15 protein-coding genes are annotated in these 15,660 nt (G+C 63.8%); 10 read left to right on the top strand and 5 right to left on the bottom strand.

Features of this window, described 5'->3' with window-relative positions; translation table 11 throughout:
* Positions 1–23 precede the first annotated feature (23 nt).
* From hydA to H290_RS0119755, 5 genes are read left to right on the top strand one after another with little or no spacing between them, the layout of a single operon-like run.
* A complete protein-coding gene (hydA, locus tag H290_RS0119775; protein WP_020108566.1) occupies positions 24–1,445 on the top strand; it encodes a dihydropyrimidinase in 1,422 nt (473 codons plus the stop codon).
* A gap of 27 nt (positions 1,446–1,472) precedes the next feature.
* A complete protein-coding gene (locus H290_RS0119770; protein WP_020108565.1) occupies positions 1,473–2,492 on the top strand; it encodes a TIGR03842 family LLM class F420-dependent oxidoreductase in 1,020 nt (339 codons plus the stop codon).
* 25 nt (positions 2,493–2,517) lie between these two features.
* On the top strand, positions 2,518–3,831 hold the full coding sequence (locus tag H290_RS0119765) for a M20 family metallo-hydrolase (RefSeq protein ID WP_036519652.1): 1,314 nt from the start codon (positions 2,518–2,520) through the stop codon (positions 3,829–3,831).
* Positions 3,831–5,222, top strand: coding sequence for an aspartate aminotransferase family protein (locus H290_RS0119760; protein ID WP_020108563.1), 1,392 nt, complete (start codon positions 3,831–3,833; stop codon positions 5,220–5,222). The genes H290_RS0119765 and H290_RS0119760 overlap by 1 nt, the downstream gene beginning before the upstream one ends.
* Before the next feature lie 8 nt (positions 5,223–5,230).
* On the top strand, positions 5,231–5,686 hold the full coding sequence (locus H290_RS0119755; RefSeq protein WP_020108562.1) for an NUDIX domain-containing protein: 456 nt from the start codon (positions 5,231–5,233) through the stop codon (positions 5,684–5,686).
* An 18-nt stretch (positions 5,687–5,704) separates the two neighbouring features.
* Here the strand turns inward: H290_RS0119755 and H290_RS0119750 are convergent, their stop codons facing one another.
* On the bottom strand, positions 5,705–6,313 hold the full coding sequence (locus tag H290_RS0119750; protein WP_020108561.1) for a malonic semialdehyde reductase: 609 nt from the start codon (positions 6,311–6,313) through the stop codon (positions 5,705–5,707).
* Between the two features lie 77 nt (positions 6,314–6,390).
* Between H290_RS0119750 and H290_RS0119745 the strand changes: the two genes are divergently transcribed.
* On the top strand, positions 6,391–6,738 hold the full coding sequence (locus H290_RS0119745) for a helix-turn-helix domain-containing protein (protein ID WP_020108560.1): 348 nt from the start codon (positions 6,391–6,393) through the stop codon (positions 6,736–6,738).
* On the opposite strand, the gene H290_RS0119740 is transcribed toward H290_RS0119745, so the two are convergent.
* A complete protein-coding gene (locus tag H290_RS0119740) occupies positions 6,735–7,256 on the bottom strand; it encodes a MarR family winged helix-turn-helix transcriptional regulator (protein WP_020108559.1) in 522 nt (173 codons plus the stop codon). The two genes, H290_RS0119745 and H290_RS0119740, sit on opposite strands and share 4 nt — an antisense overlap.
* 44 nt (positions 7,257–7,300) lie before the next feature.
* On the opposite strand from H290_RS0119740, the gene H290_RS0119735 reads away from it, so the two are divergent.
* Both H290_RS0119735 and H290_RS0119730 read left to right on the top strand, forming a co-directional pair.
* Positions 7,301–8,440 carry an FUSC family protein gene (locus tag H290_RS0119735; RefSeq protein WP_051122132.1) on the top strand — a complete coding sequence of 380 codons (1,140 nt, stop codon included), beginning with the start codon at positions 7,301–7,303 and terminating at the stop codon, positions 8,438–8,440.
* 146 nt (positions 8,441–8,586) lie between these two features.
* Positions 8,587–10,389, top strand: coding sequence for an MFS transporter (locus H290_RS0119730; protein ID WP_036519684.1), 1,803 nt, complete (start codon positions 8,587–8,589; stop codon positions 10,387–10,389).
* Here H290_RS0119730 and H290_RS0119725 read toward each other — a convergent pair.
* A complete protein-coding gene (locus tag H290_RS0119725) occupies positions 10,310–10,894 on the bottom strand; it encodes a TetR/AcrR family transcriptional regulator (RefSeq protein WP_020108556.1) in 585 nt (194 codons plus the stop codon). The two genes, H290_RS0119730 and H290_RS0119725, sit on opposite strands and share 80 nt — an antisense overlap.
* A gap of 115 nt (positions 10,895–11,009) precedes the next feature.
* On the opposite strand from H290_RS0119725, the gene H290_RS0119720 reads away from it, so the two are divergent.
* Positions 11,010–12,149: an acyl-CoA dehydrogenase family protein gene (locus H290_RS0119720; RefSeq protein ID WP_020108555.1), complete on the top strand. Its 1,140-nt coding sequence runs from the start codon at positions 11,010–11,012 to the stop codon at positions 12,147–12,149.
* A gap of 11 nt (positions 12,150–12,160) precedes the next feature.
* Here the strand turns inward: H290_RS0119720 and H290_RS0119715 are convergent, their stop codons facing one another.
* Positions 12,161–13,102 (bottom strand): ROK family protein, encoded by a 942-nt coding sequence (locus H290_RS0119715; RefSeq protein ID WP_020108554.1) that lies wholly within the window; start codon positions 13,100–13,102, stop codon positions 12,161–12,163.
* Positions 13,103–13,280: 178 nt separating this feature from the next.
* On the opposite strand from H290_RS0119715, the gene H290_RS0119710 reads away from it, so the two are divergent.
* Complete coding sequence (locus H290_RS0119710; RefSeq protein ID WP_020108553.1) at positions 13,281–14,231, top strand: hypothetical protein; 951 nt, start codon at positions 13,281–13,283, stop codon at positions 14,229–14,231.
* Between the two features lie 105 nt (positions 14,232–14,336).
* Here H290_RS0119710 and H290_RS0119705 read toward each other — a convergent pair whose 3' ends face one another.
* Positions 14,337–15,545, bottom strand: a complete 1,209-nt coding sequence (locus tag H290_RS0119705; RefSeq protein ID WP_020108552.1) for an acetyl-CoA C-acyltransferase — start codon at positions 15,543–15,545, stop codon at positions 14,337–14,339.
* Between the last annotated feature and the right edge of the window lie 115 nt (positions 15,546–15,660).

The following is a 15,660-nucleotide window of genomic DNA, read 5'->3' as shown; positions in this document are numbered from 1 at the left end:
ACTGCCGGAAAGCGGGGAATCTGATGGAAACAACCCTCATCCGTGGAGGCACGGTGGTCTCGGCCACCGGCCGCCAGCTCATCGATGTGCTGATCGACGGTGAAAAGATCGTCGCCCTGCTCGAACCGGGCGCCACGACGTTCGGGACCGATCTCGCCGCCACCGTCGACACCGTGATCGATGCCACCGGAAAGTACGTGATCCCCGGCGGTGTCGACACGCACACGCACATGCAGATGCCGTTCGGTGGGACCACGGCCTCGGACACATTCGAAACCGGTACGCGCGCTGCGGCATTCGGCGGAACCACCACGATCGTCGACTTCGCGATCCAGACACCGGGTGAATACCTGCAGGACACCCTCGCGCAGTGGCACCAGAAGGCCGGCGGGCAGAGCGCCATCGACTACGGATTCCACCAGATCATTGGTGACGTGAACGATCAATCCATCTCCGCGATGGGCGAATTGATCAACGAAGGTGTCACCAGCTTCAAACTGTTCATGGCCTATCCCGGGGTCTATTACTCCAACGACGCTCAGATCCTGCGGGCCATGCAACGTGCCGCCGACACCGGTGCGCTGATGATGATGCACGCCGAAAACGGCATCGCCATCGACGAATTGGTGTCGCAGCACCTCAAACGCGGTGAGACCTCGCCGTACTACCACGGCGTGTCACGGCCGTGGCAGCTCGAAGAAGAAGCCACACACCGGGCCATCATGCTGGCCGATGTCACCGGGGCGCCGCTCTACGTGGTGCACGTGTCGGCCCGCCAGGCACTCGAACAGATCGCCGCCGCTCGCGGTCGCGGGGCCAACGTGTTCGGGGAGACCTGCCCGCAATACCTGTACCTCTCGCTGGAAGAACAGCTCGGGGCGCCGGGTTTCGAGGGTGCCAAGTGGGTGTGTTCGACCCCACTGCGTTCGCGTGCCGAGGGCCATCAGGACGAGCTGTGGAAGTTCATCCGGACCGGCGACGTCGCCGGGGTCGCAACCGACCACTGCCCGTTCTGCATGGTCGATCAGAAAGAGATGGGCATCAACGATTTCTCCAAGATCCCCAATGGAATCGGTGGCGTCGAGCACCGGATGGACCTGATGTACCAGGGTGTTGTGGACGGCCGGATCAGTCTCGAGAAGTGGGTCGAGGTTTGCTGCACCACCCCGGCCCGGATGTTTGGCATGTACCCGCGCAAGGGTGTCATCTCGCCGGGTGCCGACGCCGACGTCGTCATCTACGATCCGGCCGGGCACACCAGCATCGGCTTGGGCAAGACCCACCACATGAACATGGACTACTCGGCCTGGGAAGGCTATGAGATCGACGGGGCCGTGCAGACGGTGTTGTCGCGCGGATCGGTGATCGTCGATGCCGGGGAGTATCTCGGAAAGAAGTCCGACGGACGGTTTGTGCGACGCGAGCTGTCGCAGAACCTGATCTGAGTCATCAACAACCGACAGGAGCGGGACATGGACTTTGGTGTTGTCATGCAATGTAATCCGCCGGCGTCACGGGTCGTCGAACTCGCGGTTGCGGCCGAGAACCGGGGCTTCTCGTATGTCTGGACCTTCGACTCCCACGTGCTGTGGCAAGAACCCAACGTGATCTACAGCCAGATCCTGGCCGCGACGCGCAACGTGATCGTCGGGCCGATGGTGACGAACCCGATCACCCGCGACGCCACGGTCACCGCGTCGACGTTCGCCACGCTGAACTCGATGTTCGGAAACCGGACCATCTGTGGCATCGGCCGCGGTGACTCGGCGGTCCGGGTGATCTCGGGCAAGCCGTCCACCCTGGCAACTTTGCGCGAGAGCATCTCTGTCATCAAAGAATTGGGCAATGGCCGAACCGCGACCATCAAAGACACGGACATCCGGTTCCCGTGGGCGGCACGTTCCCGGCTGGATGTCTACGGGGCGGGATATGGGCCCAAAGCGCTGGACCTGATCGGGGAGGTGGCCGACGGATTCATTCTGCAACTGGCCGATCCGGCGATCGTCGAGTGGACGGTGAAGCGGGTGAAGGCCGCTGCGGAGGCCGCCGGACGAGACCCCGACGAGGTGAAGATCGTGGTCGCGGCGCCGGCGTACGTCGGCGATGATCTTGCGCACCAACGTGATCAGTGCCGCTGGTTCGGCGGGATGGTGGGTAACCACGTTGCGGAACTGGTGGCCAAGTACGGTGGCGACGGTTCCGAGGTACCCGCCGCGTTGACCGACTACATCAAGAACCGGCAGAGCTACGACTACAACGAGCACGGCCGGGTGGGCAACTCGCATACGAGTTTTGTGCCCGACGACATCGTCGATCGCTTCTGCCTGCTGGGAACAGCGGAGCAACACATCGCCCGGCTCGGGGAGCTGCGCGACCTCGGCGTCGATCAGTTCTCGATCTACCTGCAGCACGACGGCAAGGATCAGACCCTGGAGGCGTACGGAGAGAAGATCATTCCGGCGATGGCGCCGACTCTCGCCGCCCGCTCGTAATTTCCCCAGACGAAAGGATCCTTCGATGAGTTCTTCAGGATCGGTGCCCGGCAACGCAGTTCGGGTATCCACCGACCCGGCCACCGACCGCGCGTTCATGGACGATTTCACGACCATGTCGACATTCGGTGCGACGGCGGCAGGCGGAGTCGAGCGGCAGGCCGCCACCGAAGCCGATGGCCAGAACAGGCAATGGCTGGCCGGCTGGCTGATCGAGCGTGGCTTCACGGTGGCGTACGACCGGATCGGCAACATGTTCGGTCTGTATGAGCTGGTGCCCGATGCGCCCTATGTGTTGGCCGGGTCGCATCTGGACAGTCAGCCCCGTGGCGGTCGCTATGACGGCGCCTACGGTGTGCTGGCCGCAGCGCACACGATGGACCGGCTCCGGCAGTACTACATCGCCAATCCTGGTGAGGCCGTGTACAACTTGGCAGTGGTGAACTGGTTCAACGAAGAGGGATCACGCTTCAAACCGTCGATGCAGGGTAGTGGCGTCTTCACCGGCAAGATCGAGCTGCAGGCCGCACTCGACACCGCAGACGTCGCCGGTATCTCGGTGGCCAGTGCGCTCGGTGACCTGGACATGCTGGGGGACAAGGACGTCTTCACCACCGGCGAGCACCACACTGCAGGCGGGTTGAAGGTCGCGTCGTATGCCGAAATCCACATCGAGCAGGGTCGTGAACTCGACAAGGCCGGTGTGCTCATGGGTGTGGTGCCGTCCACCTGGGGCGCCAATAAGTACGAGATCTCGGTCATCGGAGCGCAATCGCACACCGGTGCCACGGCCATCGCCGATCGGCAGGATGCGCTGTTCGGTGCCGCGAAAGCTGTTGTGGCCCTGCGTGATCTGGCCGATGAATACGGCGAGGATCTGCACACCTCCTGTGGTCAGCTGACCGTGTACCCGAACTCTCCGGTCGTTGTGGCCCGTGAGGTGCACATGCACCTGGATCTGCGTTCGCCCTCCGATGACCTCCTGGCCGAGGCCGACGTGAAACTCAATCGGGCGTTTGCGGAGATCGAGGTCGCGGCCGATGTGGAGATCGAGCGGCGTTTCGCCCACACCTGGAAGGGTCACACCTACCAGCCCGAGGGAGTTGCGTTGGCCGAGAACGTGATCGATGCGCTCGGTCACAGCCACATGCAGGTGCGGACCCGGGCCGGCCACGATTCGACGAACATGAAGGACCTGGTTCCGACGGTGATGTTGTTCATTCCCAGTGTCGACGGTGTCTCCCACGCGGAGAATGAGTACACCCATGACGCCGACCTCACGGCCGGCGTGGACGTTTTGACCGAGACCGTCGGTCGCATGGTGGAAGGTGCTCTCTGATGTCTGATGCGCTGTTCGGCGGCGACACTCCGTTTGCCGACGCGGACGAACTGGAAGCAGCCAAGGCAGCCGGGCGCAGAGCCTACGAGCTGGACCGGGCACATGTGTTCCACTCGTGGTCGGCGCAGGCCCAGGTGAAACCGATGACCATCCTCGCGGCGTCGGGCTCCTACGTCTGGGACGGTGAGGGGAACCGCCTGATCGACTTCTCGTCGCAGATGGTGAACACCAACATCGGTCATCAGCACCCCAAGGTGGTCGCGGCGATCGCCGAGCAGGCGAACAAGCTCTGCACCATCGGACCGGCGCACGTCAACGATGCCCGGTCGGAGGCGGCCCACCTGATCGCCGAGCGGACGCCGGGGGATCTCGACAAGGTGTTCTTCACCAACGGCGGTGCCGATGCAGTGGAGCATGCCGTGCGGATGGCGCGCCTGCATACCGGCCGGCGCAAGGTGCTCACCCGCTACCGCTCGTATCACGGTGGTACCGATACCGCGATCAACATGACGGGCGATCCCCGGCGCTGGCCCAACGACTACGGGTCGGCGGGTGTGGTCCATTTCTTCGGTCCCTTCCTGTACCGCAGTCAATTTCACGCAGAAGATGAGCGGCAGGAATGTGAGCGTGCGCTCGAACACCTCGAGTCCGTGATCTCGATGGAGGGACCGCAGACGATCGCAGCGATTGTGCTGGAACCGGTTCCGGGTACCGCCGGCATCATGGTGCCACCGGTTGGCTACCTGGCGGGCGTTCGCGAGCTGTGTGATCGCTTCGGGATCGTGATGGTCGCCGACGAGGTGATGGCCGGATTCGGCCGGACCGGAAAGTGGTTCTCCATCAACCACGCCGACGTGGTTCCCGATCTGATTACGTTCGCCAAAGGCGTGAACTCGGGATACGTCCCGCTGGGTGGTGTCGCCATCAACAACGAGATCGCCGAGACATTTGCCGATCGGCCGTACCCCGGTGGACTCACCTATTCGGGGCATCCGCTGGCCACGGCCGCCGCGGTCGCCACCATCAACGCGATGACCGACGAAGGCATCGTGGACAACGCCGCGACCATCGGATCAGATGTCCTCGGGCCGGGTTTGGAGAAGCTCGCCGCGCAGCATCCCAGCGTCGGTGAGGTCCGTGGCACCGGTGTTTTCTGGGCCGTGGAGCTGGTGAAAGACCCCACTACCCTCGAGCCACTTGCGCCCTATGGTGGTTCGAGTCCGGCGATGACCAAGGTGCTCGCCGCGTGTAAATCGGGTGGCCTGCTGCCTTTCGCCAACTTCAACCGGATCCACATGGTGCCGCCGTGCACCGTCACCGCCGACGAGGTGGCCGAGGGGCTGGAAATCCTGGATGCGGCGCTGACCGTGGCCGATTCGTTTGTGGACTGAGGCGGGCAATGGCCAAGCGTAGTGCGGGGATGCTCTTGTTTCGTCGCAATGATGGTCTCGAGGTGTTGATCGCACATCCGGGCGGACCGCTGTGGGCACGCAAGGACGAGGGTGCCTGGTCGATACCGAAGGGGCTCTACGCCGACGACGAAGAACCCCTCGCGGCCGCTCGGAGGGAGTTCGCCGAGGAGGTCGGGCTGGCGGTCCCCGATGGGAACGTCGTCGAACTCGGAGAGATCAAGCAACCGAGCGGAAAACTGGTGACCGCCTTCGCCGTTGAGTCCGACCTCGACATCACCGATTCCGTCAGCAACACCTTCGAGATGGAATGGCCACGCGGATCGGGCAATACGCGGTCCTATCCCGAAGTCGACAAGGTGGAATGGTTCGACGTCGAGGCGGCCCGGGACAAACTCCTCAAAGGCCAGCGCCCGTTTCTGGACCGTCTCATCGAACAGCTGTGACCGCTGTCGCGCGGTCGATCAGGCGAAGCGAAGCACGTCGTCGTCGTGCAGGCGGGGAAGCCGGTCGAACCAGGGGTCCTTGCCCGGATGACCGATGTTGACCAGGAGTGTCGATTTCCAGCGGCCGTCGCCGAAGAACTCGGAATCAACACCGGCGGAATCGAATCCGGCCATCGGGCCGGCGGTCAGTCCGACGGAGCGGACAGCGAGGATGAAGTACCCGGCCTGCAGGGTGCTGCCGAAAGTGCCCATCGAGGTACGCATGTCCTCGTTGGCCTCCAGTACTTCTTTCATCTCGGGCCGGAAGGGCAAGACGGTCGGGATATGCTCGTGGAACGCCGAATCCATCGCCAGCACGGCGGTCACCGGTGCGCTGCGGACCTTGGCGACGTTGCCCTCGGCGACATGGGGGAGCAGGCGCTCCTTGGCTTCGTCGCTGCGGACGTAGAGGACGCGCAGCGGCTGGGTGTTGGCAGCGGTGGGTGGCCACTTCGCGAGCTCCCAGACTTCCTTGAGCACGGCGTCGGAGACCGGTTCCGAGCTGAAGGTGTTGGCTGTGCGAGCGTTACTGAAGAGCAGCTCCCGCGAGTGCGCGTCGAGCGCGGTGACGGTATCGGCATGGGTCATGATGTGCTCCGGTTTCTCAAGTTACTACTAAAATAAAAGCGACTACGGATCACTGTAGCAAACGGTATGCTGGCGTGATGCCCCGGGAAATCGACGTCACGCACGAGCCGCGTGTCTGTGACGGTGCACTCCGGGACGCGTTCACCCTTCTCGGCAAGCGATGGAATGGCGTCCTGCTGGGAAGCCTGATGCACGGACCTGCGGGTTTTGCGGAACTACGCACCGCGATCGGTGGAATCAGCGACTCCATGTTGTCGGGGCGGCTGGTCGAGCTGGCCGAAGCCGGCGTGATCGAGCGCACGGTCGAATCGGGTCCGCCGGTATCGGTGTCGTATCGGCTGACGCCGTCGGGTGAGGCCCTCATGCCGATACTCGAAGGGCTGACCCGATGGGCGGCCGTGAATCTGTGTACGCGAGAGAACTAGTGATTGTCGATCGACCGGGAGATCTTGCGTAGCAAGGTGATCAGGATCGAACGTTCCTCGGCTGTCAGTGGCTGCAACAGCGCTTCGTCCCGTGCGAGCCGCCGCGGAAAGTGGGTGTCGACGAGCTGCCTTCCGGCATCGGTCAATTCGAGCAGGACGACCCGACCATCCCTCTCGGACTTCTTGCGCTGCAACAGACCCAGATCGTTGAGACGCTCGGTGAGCTTGGTGATCGAGGCACCGCTGAGCATTGTTGTCGACACGACCTCGCTGGCGCGCAGTGGTCGATCGGATCGCGCGAGCGCGCCGAGGACGTCGAACTCCGAGCGGCCGATCGAGTGGGCGTCGAGGTCCTTGTCCAGCTGATGGGCGAGGAGCGCGGAGATGCGGTTGACGCGCGCGATCACCTCGATGGGTTCGGTGTCGAGGTCCGGGTACGCGCGCGCCCATTCTCGGCTCACGCGTTCGACGACGTCGATCGGGTCGGTCTCTGGGCTCACGGAGCCATCGTAGGTCATGTTCGACATTTACTTCACTACTAAAATAGTTGTAAAGTAGTTTCATGCCGAGCAGTGGAACCCTCTCCGACCATTACCTGCGCAGGCGGTGCGCATTGGCTCACTCGCTGACGCCCGGTACCTGGCGCGACGCCGCGACGACGCTGAACCGTGGCCAGGCCACCGTGTGGGTGCCCGTTCGGGTTGGCATTGCGATCGCGGTGGTCTTTGTCGTCGGAGGATTGATCGGGCGTGGCGACATCGCGGGGTTCGCGGCGCTGGGCGCATTGACCTCGGCATTCTGCCGGGCTGATCCGTATCCCGTCCGGATGCCACGGTTACTCGTGACCTCCGGAACGCTGGTGCTGTTTGTCGTTTTCGGAGCCGTGCTCGGCGCGGCCGGTGTGTCGATGCCGGTTCAGGTGGTCGCCATGGCGATCGCGGCGGGCGTTGCCGTCCTGGTGCTGGGTGCCTGCCGCATCGTCGGACCGGGGCCGGTGGTCATGATCTTCGCCGCAGCGGCTGCGGTGGGTTTTGCGACGTCCGTTGGCGACGTCGTCGAGGTCGCGGTTGCTGCCGTGATCGGTTCGGTCATCGGGGTCGCCGCCTCGCTGGCGCCGTGGATGTTCCTTGCTGCCCGTGGTGCCGGCCGCGACAGTCACGCACCGCGGGTGTCGGTGTGGACCGATCTGCGACGCGTCACCGAGCCTGACCTGGTCATGTCTGCGCTCCGCGTCGCGGTTGCGTGCGCTGTCGCGGCCGGTGTTGCGGCTGCCGCCGGGCTGTCGCATCCGATGTGGGCCGCCATGGGTGCCATCGCCACCCTGCAGGGACTCAACTTCCATCTCAGTGTCCATCGCGGTGTTCAACGACTCATCGGAAACATCGCGGGTGCGTTGATCGCGGCGGGGTTGCTCGCGCTTCCGCTGGGCTATTGGGGTGCAGTGGTTCTCATCGTGCTGCTGCAGACCGCGGCGGAACTACTGGTCACCATCAACTACGGACTGTGCTCGCTGGCGGTGACTCCGATGGCGTTGTTGCTCACCGCACTTGGTGCCGGCCTGACGCCGGACGTCGCACTGGATCGGGTGCTGGACACCGCAGTGGGGGTTGTGCTCGGAATTGTGTTCGGAGCGTTGACCATTGCGCGGCACGACACCGTGCATCACACCGTCGCTGGCGCGCAGGTCGTCGCCGCGCGCTGACTTCGGTCTGGTGCTGAATGCCGGTGTCTCTTCTCCGACAATCCACACAATTCAGTCAATTCGGACTTTCCGATTCGATTACTTAGCAATACACAACTAATCTGGTTCGAGTAACTGCAACGAAGTGACTCTGGCTGGTGGTAGTGATGACACGAACGACCCGCAGTTCCGACTCTGATCGGACCAGGATTCGCACCGCGGCCGAACTCGGTCCGCGTTACAAGTGGGTTGCCCTTTCGAACACGACGCTCGGGATGCTCATCGCCACGATCAATTCGTCGATTGTGCTCATCGCGTTGCCGGATATTTTCAAGGGCATCAACCTCAATCCCCTGGAACCGCAGAACACCAGCTATCTGCTGTGGATGATGATGGGGTTTCTGGTCGTCACGGCGGTCCTCGTGGTCAGTTTTGGCCGACTCGGCGACATGTTCGGTCGGGCGCGGATGTACAACATGGGCTTCGCAGTCTTCACCGTGTCATCAATCTTCCTGGCGATCACCTGGTTCGACGGTGAGGCCGCCGCGATCTGGCTCATCGCCTGGCGTGTGGTGCAGGGCATCGGCGGTGCATTTCTGATGGCGAACTCATCGGCGATCCTCGCAGACGCCTTCCCGTCCGATCAGCGTGGACTCGCCCTGGGTATCAACGGTGTCGCTGCCATCGCCGGATCATTTCTGGGCCTCCTCGTCGGCGGATTGCTGGCCCCGATCAACTGGCACCTGGTTTTCCTCGTCTCGGTGCCGTTCGGGGTGATCGGGACGGTCTGGGCCTATATCAAGCTCCACGACACCGGGATTCGGCAGCGGGCCCGGATGGATTGGTGGGGCAATGCCACATTCGCGGTCGGTTTGGTGGCGGTCCTCGTCGGGATCACATACGGCATTCAGCCCTACGGTTCGGCGAACATGGGTTGGCTGAGTCCGAAGGTCCTCAACTGCCTCATCGGTGGGGTCGTGTTGCTGACCATTTTCTGCGTGATCGAGACCAAGGTCGACAATCCGCTGTTCAACTTGAGCCTGTTCCGCAACCGGTCGTTCCTGTTCGGCAACATCGCCAATTTCATGGCCTCCATCGGCCGGGGTGGACTGCAATTCATCCTGATCATCTGGTTGCAGGGAATCTGGCTGCCGCAGCACGGGTATGACTACACGCGCACACCGCTGTGGGCGGCGATCTACATGGTTCCCATCACGATTGGATTCCTGTTGTCGGCACCGGTGTCGGGGGTGCTGTCCGACCGGTTCGGGTCCAAGTGGTTCACGACGGTGGGGATGCTGATGACTGCCGGTACCTTCGTCGCGCTCATCGCCCTGCCGGTCGATTTCACCTATTGGGCCTTCGCGGTCGTGCTATTCGTCAACGGCGTCGGCATGGGATTGTTCACCTCGCCGAATCGGGCCGTGGTCGTGAACAGCCTGCCGGCAAGTGCGCGAGGGTCGGGTTCGGGCATGATGGCCACCTTTCAGAACTCTGCAATGGTGCTGTCCATCGGTTTGTTCTTCAGCCTGATGATCGTCGGCCTCAGCGAACATCTCCCGGACGCCATGAGCACCGGCCTGACCGCACACGAAGTCCCGGCGGCCGATGCCGACCAGATTTCACAGTTGCCCACGGTGGCGATCCTGTTCGCGGCGTTCCTGGGCTACAACCCGATCAAACAGCTTGTCGGCGAGCATCTTTCGACGCTTCCGGTAGATGATCAGAACACCCTGGTCGGTCTGAAGTTCTTCCCGCACCTGATCTCGGACCCGTTTGCGGACGGTCTTGCTGCGACCTTCACCTTTGCGATCGTCTGCTGTCTGATCGGGGCGGTGGCCTCCCTGTTCACCGGGCGACAGTCCGACGCCGCGCCCGTCGACGACGATGTCACCGACCGATCCCCTCGGTCAGCAGCTGGGCAAGTTCCAGATAGGCCTGAGAATCTTCGAGTCCGACAGCCGCTTTGATGGCGCGCTGCTGGATCCGCACCATGACCGAGGCGGCGACGTCGGCAACAAACGCCGCATGGACATCGCGAACGTCGCCGACGGCAACACCTTCGCTGATGAGTTCATGGACGCGATCTGCGGCCGCCCGGGTATTGCGTTCGTAGAGGTCGCGGGCCGGTGGGAATCCGGCGAGGTCTTCCATGAACTGCTCATGGGCCGGGGCCAGCGCAGCGCCGACCGCTGTCAAGTAGGCCGTCAGCCGCCCGGTTGTGCCGGTAGCGCGGGCCACCGCCGCTTCCACCTCGGTGGTCGCGGACCGGAAGAAGTGCACCGTGACTTCGCGGACCAGGTCGTCTTTGCTTCCGGCGAGTGTGTACAGCGTCGACTTCGAGCAGTGCAGACGCGAGGCGATCTGATCGAGCGTCAGGTGCGCGAAACCCTCGTCGAGGAACAGGGTGACCAACTCGTCGAACAACTGCGCACGCCGTGCCGTCGCGTGTGCCGGGGAAACGGGTGGAACCATGGGCTGATGGTACTGCGTCGTGTTGTGGAGTACTGTTTGCAGTACTGAAGGGCGTGGTGCAGTACTGTCTGCCCGGCCGTCCGATGTCTGTTCCGATGATCGAGGGAGTTTCGCGATGCCCGTCAACCGGCTGCTACCCACTGAAGAAGCCCGTGACCTGGTCCAGTTGGCGAGTGATGTCGCGGACAAGGCACTGAAGCCCATCGCCGACGAATACGAGAAGGCCGAGAAGTATCCGGCCGAGGCGTTCAAGGTGCTCGGGCAGACCGGTCTGCTGAGCCTGCCGTACCCCGAGGAGTGGGGTGGTGGCGGCCAGCCGTACGAGGTCTACCTGCAGGTGCTCGAAGAGTTGGCGGCACGCTGGGCGGCCGTCGCCGTCGCGGTGAGTGTGCACAGTCTGTCCTGCCATCCATTACTTGCGTTCGGTAGCGACGAGCAGAAGCAGCAGTGGCTTCCAGAAATGCTCGGTGGCGAGAAGATCGGTGCCTACAGCCTGTCGGAGCCGCAGGCCGGTTCCGATGCCGCGGCACTGTCGTGCAAGGCCACGGCCACCGACGGCGGATACAAGATCAATGGGTCGAAAGCGTGGATCACCCACGGTGGCGTCGCCGACTTCTACAACCTGTTCGCCCGCACCGGTGACGGGTCGAAGGGCATCTCGTGTTTCCTCGTCCCCGATGACACCGAGGGCCTCAGCTTCGGCAAGCCGGAAGAGAAGATGGGTCTGACCGCGGTCCCGACCACATCGGCCACCTACGACAATGCGTTCATCCCCGAGGGACGCCGCATCGGTGCCGAAGGCCAGGGACTCCAGATCGCTTTCAGCGCACTGGATTCGGGCCGTCTCGGGATCGCGGCGGTCGCCGTGGGTATCGCGCAGGCCGCACTCGACGACGCGGTCGCCTACGCGCACGAGCGAGAGACGTTCGGCAAGAAGATCATCGACCACCAGGGTCTGGGATTCCTGCTCGCCGACATGGCGGCCGCGGTGGATTCGGCCCGGGCCACGTATATCGACGCCGCTCGTCGTCGCGACGCCGGTGTTCCGTACTCGCGCAATGCCTCAGTGGCAAAGCTCGTGGCCACCGACGCGGCGATGAAGGTGACCACCGATGCGGTCCAGGTGTTCGGTGGATACGGCTACACCAGGGACTTCCGCGTCGAACGGTTGATGCGCGAAGCCAAGATCACCCAGATCTTCGAGGGCACGAACCAGATCCAGCGCCTGGTGATCAGTCGGTCGCTGGCGAACTAGCCGAGGCTCCGTCAGGTGCGGAGGCCGACGTGGTCGCGGCGGTAGACCAGCGCGGCGGCGCCCACCAACGGGGCCGTGTCCGGCAAGCCGGCATCGATCACCCGGACCCGTGAAACATACTGCAGCGGATGCTGTTCGACGACATCCTGGATCATCGGGAGCAGGTCGGGCGTGACCTGGGAGAAGCCGCCGCCGATGGCCACGACGTCGACCTCGACCAATGCCGCTGCACTGCAGATCGCCTGGCCTACCGCCTCGGACGTCCGGACGACGGCCCGGCGGGCGATGTCGTCGCCGTTGCGATACGCCTGTGCCAGGTCTTCGCCGGTGTGCCCGGTCCAGCCCTGGGCATTGGCCCAGGCAACGGTGTGCGGTCCGGATGCCACGGACTCGAGGGTGGTGCGACTGCCGATGCTGACCTCGCCGGTGAAGCCAGACAACTGAATCTGCCCGATGTGTCCGCTGTTACCGGCCAAAACCCGTCCGTCGATGATGAATCCGCCGCCGATACCGGTCGAGATCACCATGCCCATGAGGTTGTCGACGCCCTGGGCGGCGCCGATCCAGTGGGCCGCCATCACGATTGCGACGCCGTCGCGATGGAAGTGAACGGGGATGTCGCGCAGCGTGGTTCGGATATGACCGGATACCAGATCGCGTAGTGGATAGGCCCGCCACTGCGGGATGTTGATGGGAGAGAGGGTCCCGGCTTTCTCGTCCACCGGTCCGGCCGCGGCGATGCCGACACCGATCACCTCGGCGGTGTCGGGCACATGTGCGAGCGCGTGATCGACAACCTGCAGGACACTGCGGTCGAGGTCGGCGGATGAAGACTGTGCACCCGTCGGGGCCCGACTTCGGCTCTCCGCCAGGACACTCCCTGCCGGATCGACCAGTGCAGCTTCCACTTTGGTGCCGCCGAGGTCGATCGCGAGGACCAGCTCATCTGCCACCGCCTCAGCGTAATGGCCCCCACCCGCCCAGACGCTCCACTTATGCGAAGACGCTCCACATACAAGCGGAGCGTCGTCGCACAAGCGGAGCGTCTGGGTTGTGCACAGGAGGGGATGTTGTCCACAGATCGGCATCGGAGCGACTCGTGACGTCGCCGGCTGCGCACAGAATCGGTGGATGGGAGATTACGACCTGACCGCGGATGGACTCATCCTCAGACGAACTGCGGTGTCTGCGGGCTTCAGCGACCACGCGCTGCAGGCTGCGACGAGGCAGGGAAGTCTGGAGCGCGTCTATCGGGGTATGTACATCCCGGCGAGTTCGGACGGTGATGCTCGCGGCCGCGTCGAGCGGGAGCGTCGGTATCGACTGAAGGTGCTCGGAGCAGTTGATGCGGGGCAGGGAACCAAGGCCGTCAGCCACTGGTCGGCCGCCGCGCTCCTGGGCCTGCCGATGTTCGACGCCGACCTTGATCGGGTCCACTTCACGGTCAATCGCACCGGCGGTGGTCGAAGCCGTAATCGGGCCTGTCGCGTGCATGCCGCCACCTGGGAACCGGACGAGGTCCTTGACCTACCAGGCTTGCTGGTGACGACCCTCGCTCGCACGGCTGTCGACATCGCTCGCATCGGCAGCTTCGATCAGGCCGTCTGCGTCTGCGACGCGGCGCTTCGGATGGGTGCGACCAGGACCGAGTTCGAGAATGTGCTCGCTCGGGCAGGCCGGCGGAAGGGAGTGGGTAACGCCAGGGCAGCGGTGGCATTCGCCGACGGTGCGTCGGAGAGCGTCGGCGAATCCTTGTCGCGAGCTCGCATGTATTCGATGCCCGACATCCCGGTTCCGCAGTTGCAGCCGGAAATCTACGCTCCAGACGGTGAACAGTTGGCGCGCACCGATTTTCGGATCAAAGACCATCTGCTCGGCGAGTTCGACGGCAAAGGAAAGTACATCCGATATCTTCGGTCCGGCGAAACCCCGGCGGATGCGGTCTACCGCGAGAAGCGTCGCGAAGAGCGCCTCAACGAGCTCGGGTACGTGGTCTCACGCTGGGGTTGGGACGACCTGATGCATCCGGAACGGCTGCACGCCATATTGCGAAATGGCTTGCAGCGGGCCGGATTGCAGTGACCACGCTCGCCAAACGAGCCGGCAGTACAAAGACGAGCCACAAATATGCGGCTCGTCTTCGTAATACTGGCTCGTTTGCGGGAAGGGCGGGGGAGCGGGTGGGGGTTAGAGCCGTTCGATGATGGTGGCGTTGGCCATACCGCCGGCCTCGCACATGGTCTGCAGGGCGTAGCGGCCGCCGGTTTGCTGCAGTGCGTTGACCATGGTTGTCATGATCCGGGCACCACTGGCGCCGAGCGGGTGACCGAGTGCGATGGCGCCGCCGTTGACGTTGGTCTTCGCCAGATCAGCGCCGGTGTCCTTGGCCCAGGACAGGACCACGGGGGAGAAGGCCTCGTTGACCTCGAACAGGTCGATGTCACCAATGGTCAGACCGGCAGCCTTGAGCACCTTCTCGGTCGCGGGGATGACGCCGGTGAGCATGTACAGCGGATCGGAACCGACCACCGAGAAACTGTGCAGTCGCGCGAGTGGGGTGAGGCCGAGTTCGGACGCCTTGGCGCTGCTCATGATCAGCACTGCCGCGCTGCCGTCGGACAGCGGACTCGAGTTGGCCGCGGTGATCTGCCATACGATCTGGGGGAAACGTTCCAGAATCGCCGGGTGGTAGAAGGCCGGCTTGAGGGTCGCCAGCTGTTCGACGGTCCCGCCCGGACGAATCAGCTCGTCGGTGCTGAGCCCGGCCAGCGGTGCGATCTCACGGTCGAAGCGGCCGGCCTTGGTCGCGGCGCTGGCCTTGTCATGGCTCGACAGCGCGAACTCGTCGAGTTCGGTCCGGGAAAAGCCCCAGTCGGCAGCGATGAGTTCGGCGGCCAGGCCCTGAGAGATCAGTCCTTTTGAGTACCGCTCTGAGAATCCGATGCCGGAGGCGTCGACGCCCGGACGGACATCCGATGCCATGGGCACCCGGCTCATCGACTCCACACCGGCCGCGACCACCACGTCCTGCACGCCCGACATCACGGCCTGGGCGGCAAACGAGATCGCCTGCTGGCTCGACCCGCACTGTCGATTGATGGTGGTACCCGGAACCGACTCGGGGAAGCCGGCGGCCAGGGCGGCCTTGCGGCTGATGTTCTGTCCCTGTTCGTCGGCCTGGGTGACGGCACCGGCGATGACGTCGTCGATCAGGGCCGGGTCGATACCGGTCTGCTCGACCAGTGCCCGGAGGCTGTGGGCGAGCATGTCGACCGGATGAACGCCGTGGAGTCCGCCGGCGCCGACGGTCACACCGTCGACGACCCGCCCCGGCTTGCCCTTTCCGATCGGGGTACGTACCGCTCCGACGATTACGGCATCAACGATCTGGGTCATGACCTTCTCCTTTTGCTGACTATGGTTTATCTAAGTCAGATATACCCCGAGATATTCCCACTTGTCGACTCGGGTCTCCCGATTCGCTCTCGATCACGGCCCGCGGCTCGGAGAA

The sequence above is a fragment of the Nocardia sp. 348MFTsu5.1 genome, from assembly GCF_000383535.1.
Lineage (GTDB): Bacteria > Actinomycetota > Actinomycetes > Mycobacteriales > Mycobacteriaceae > Williamsia > Williamsia faeni.
Note: the sequence above shows the minus strand (reverse complement) of the source record. Positions and strands in the feature narration are given on the sequence as shown.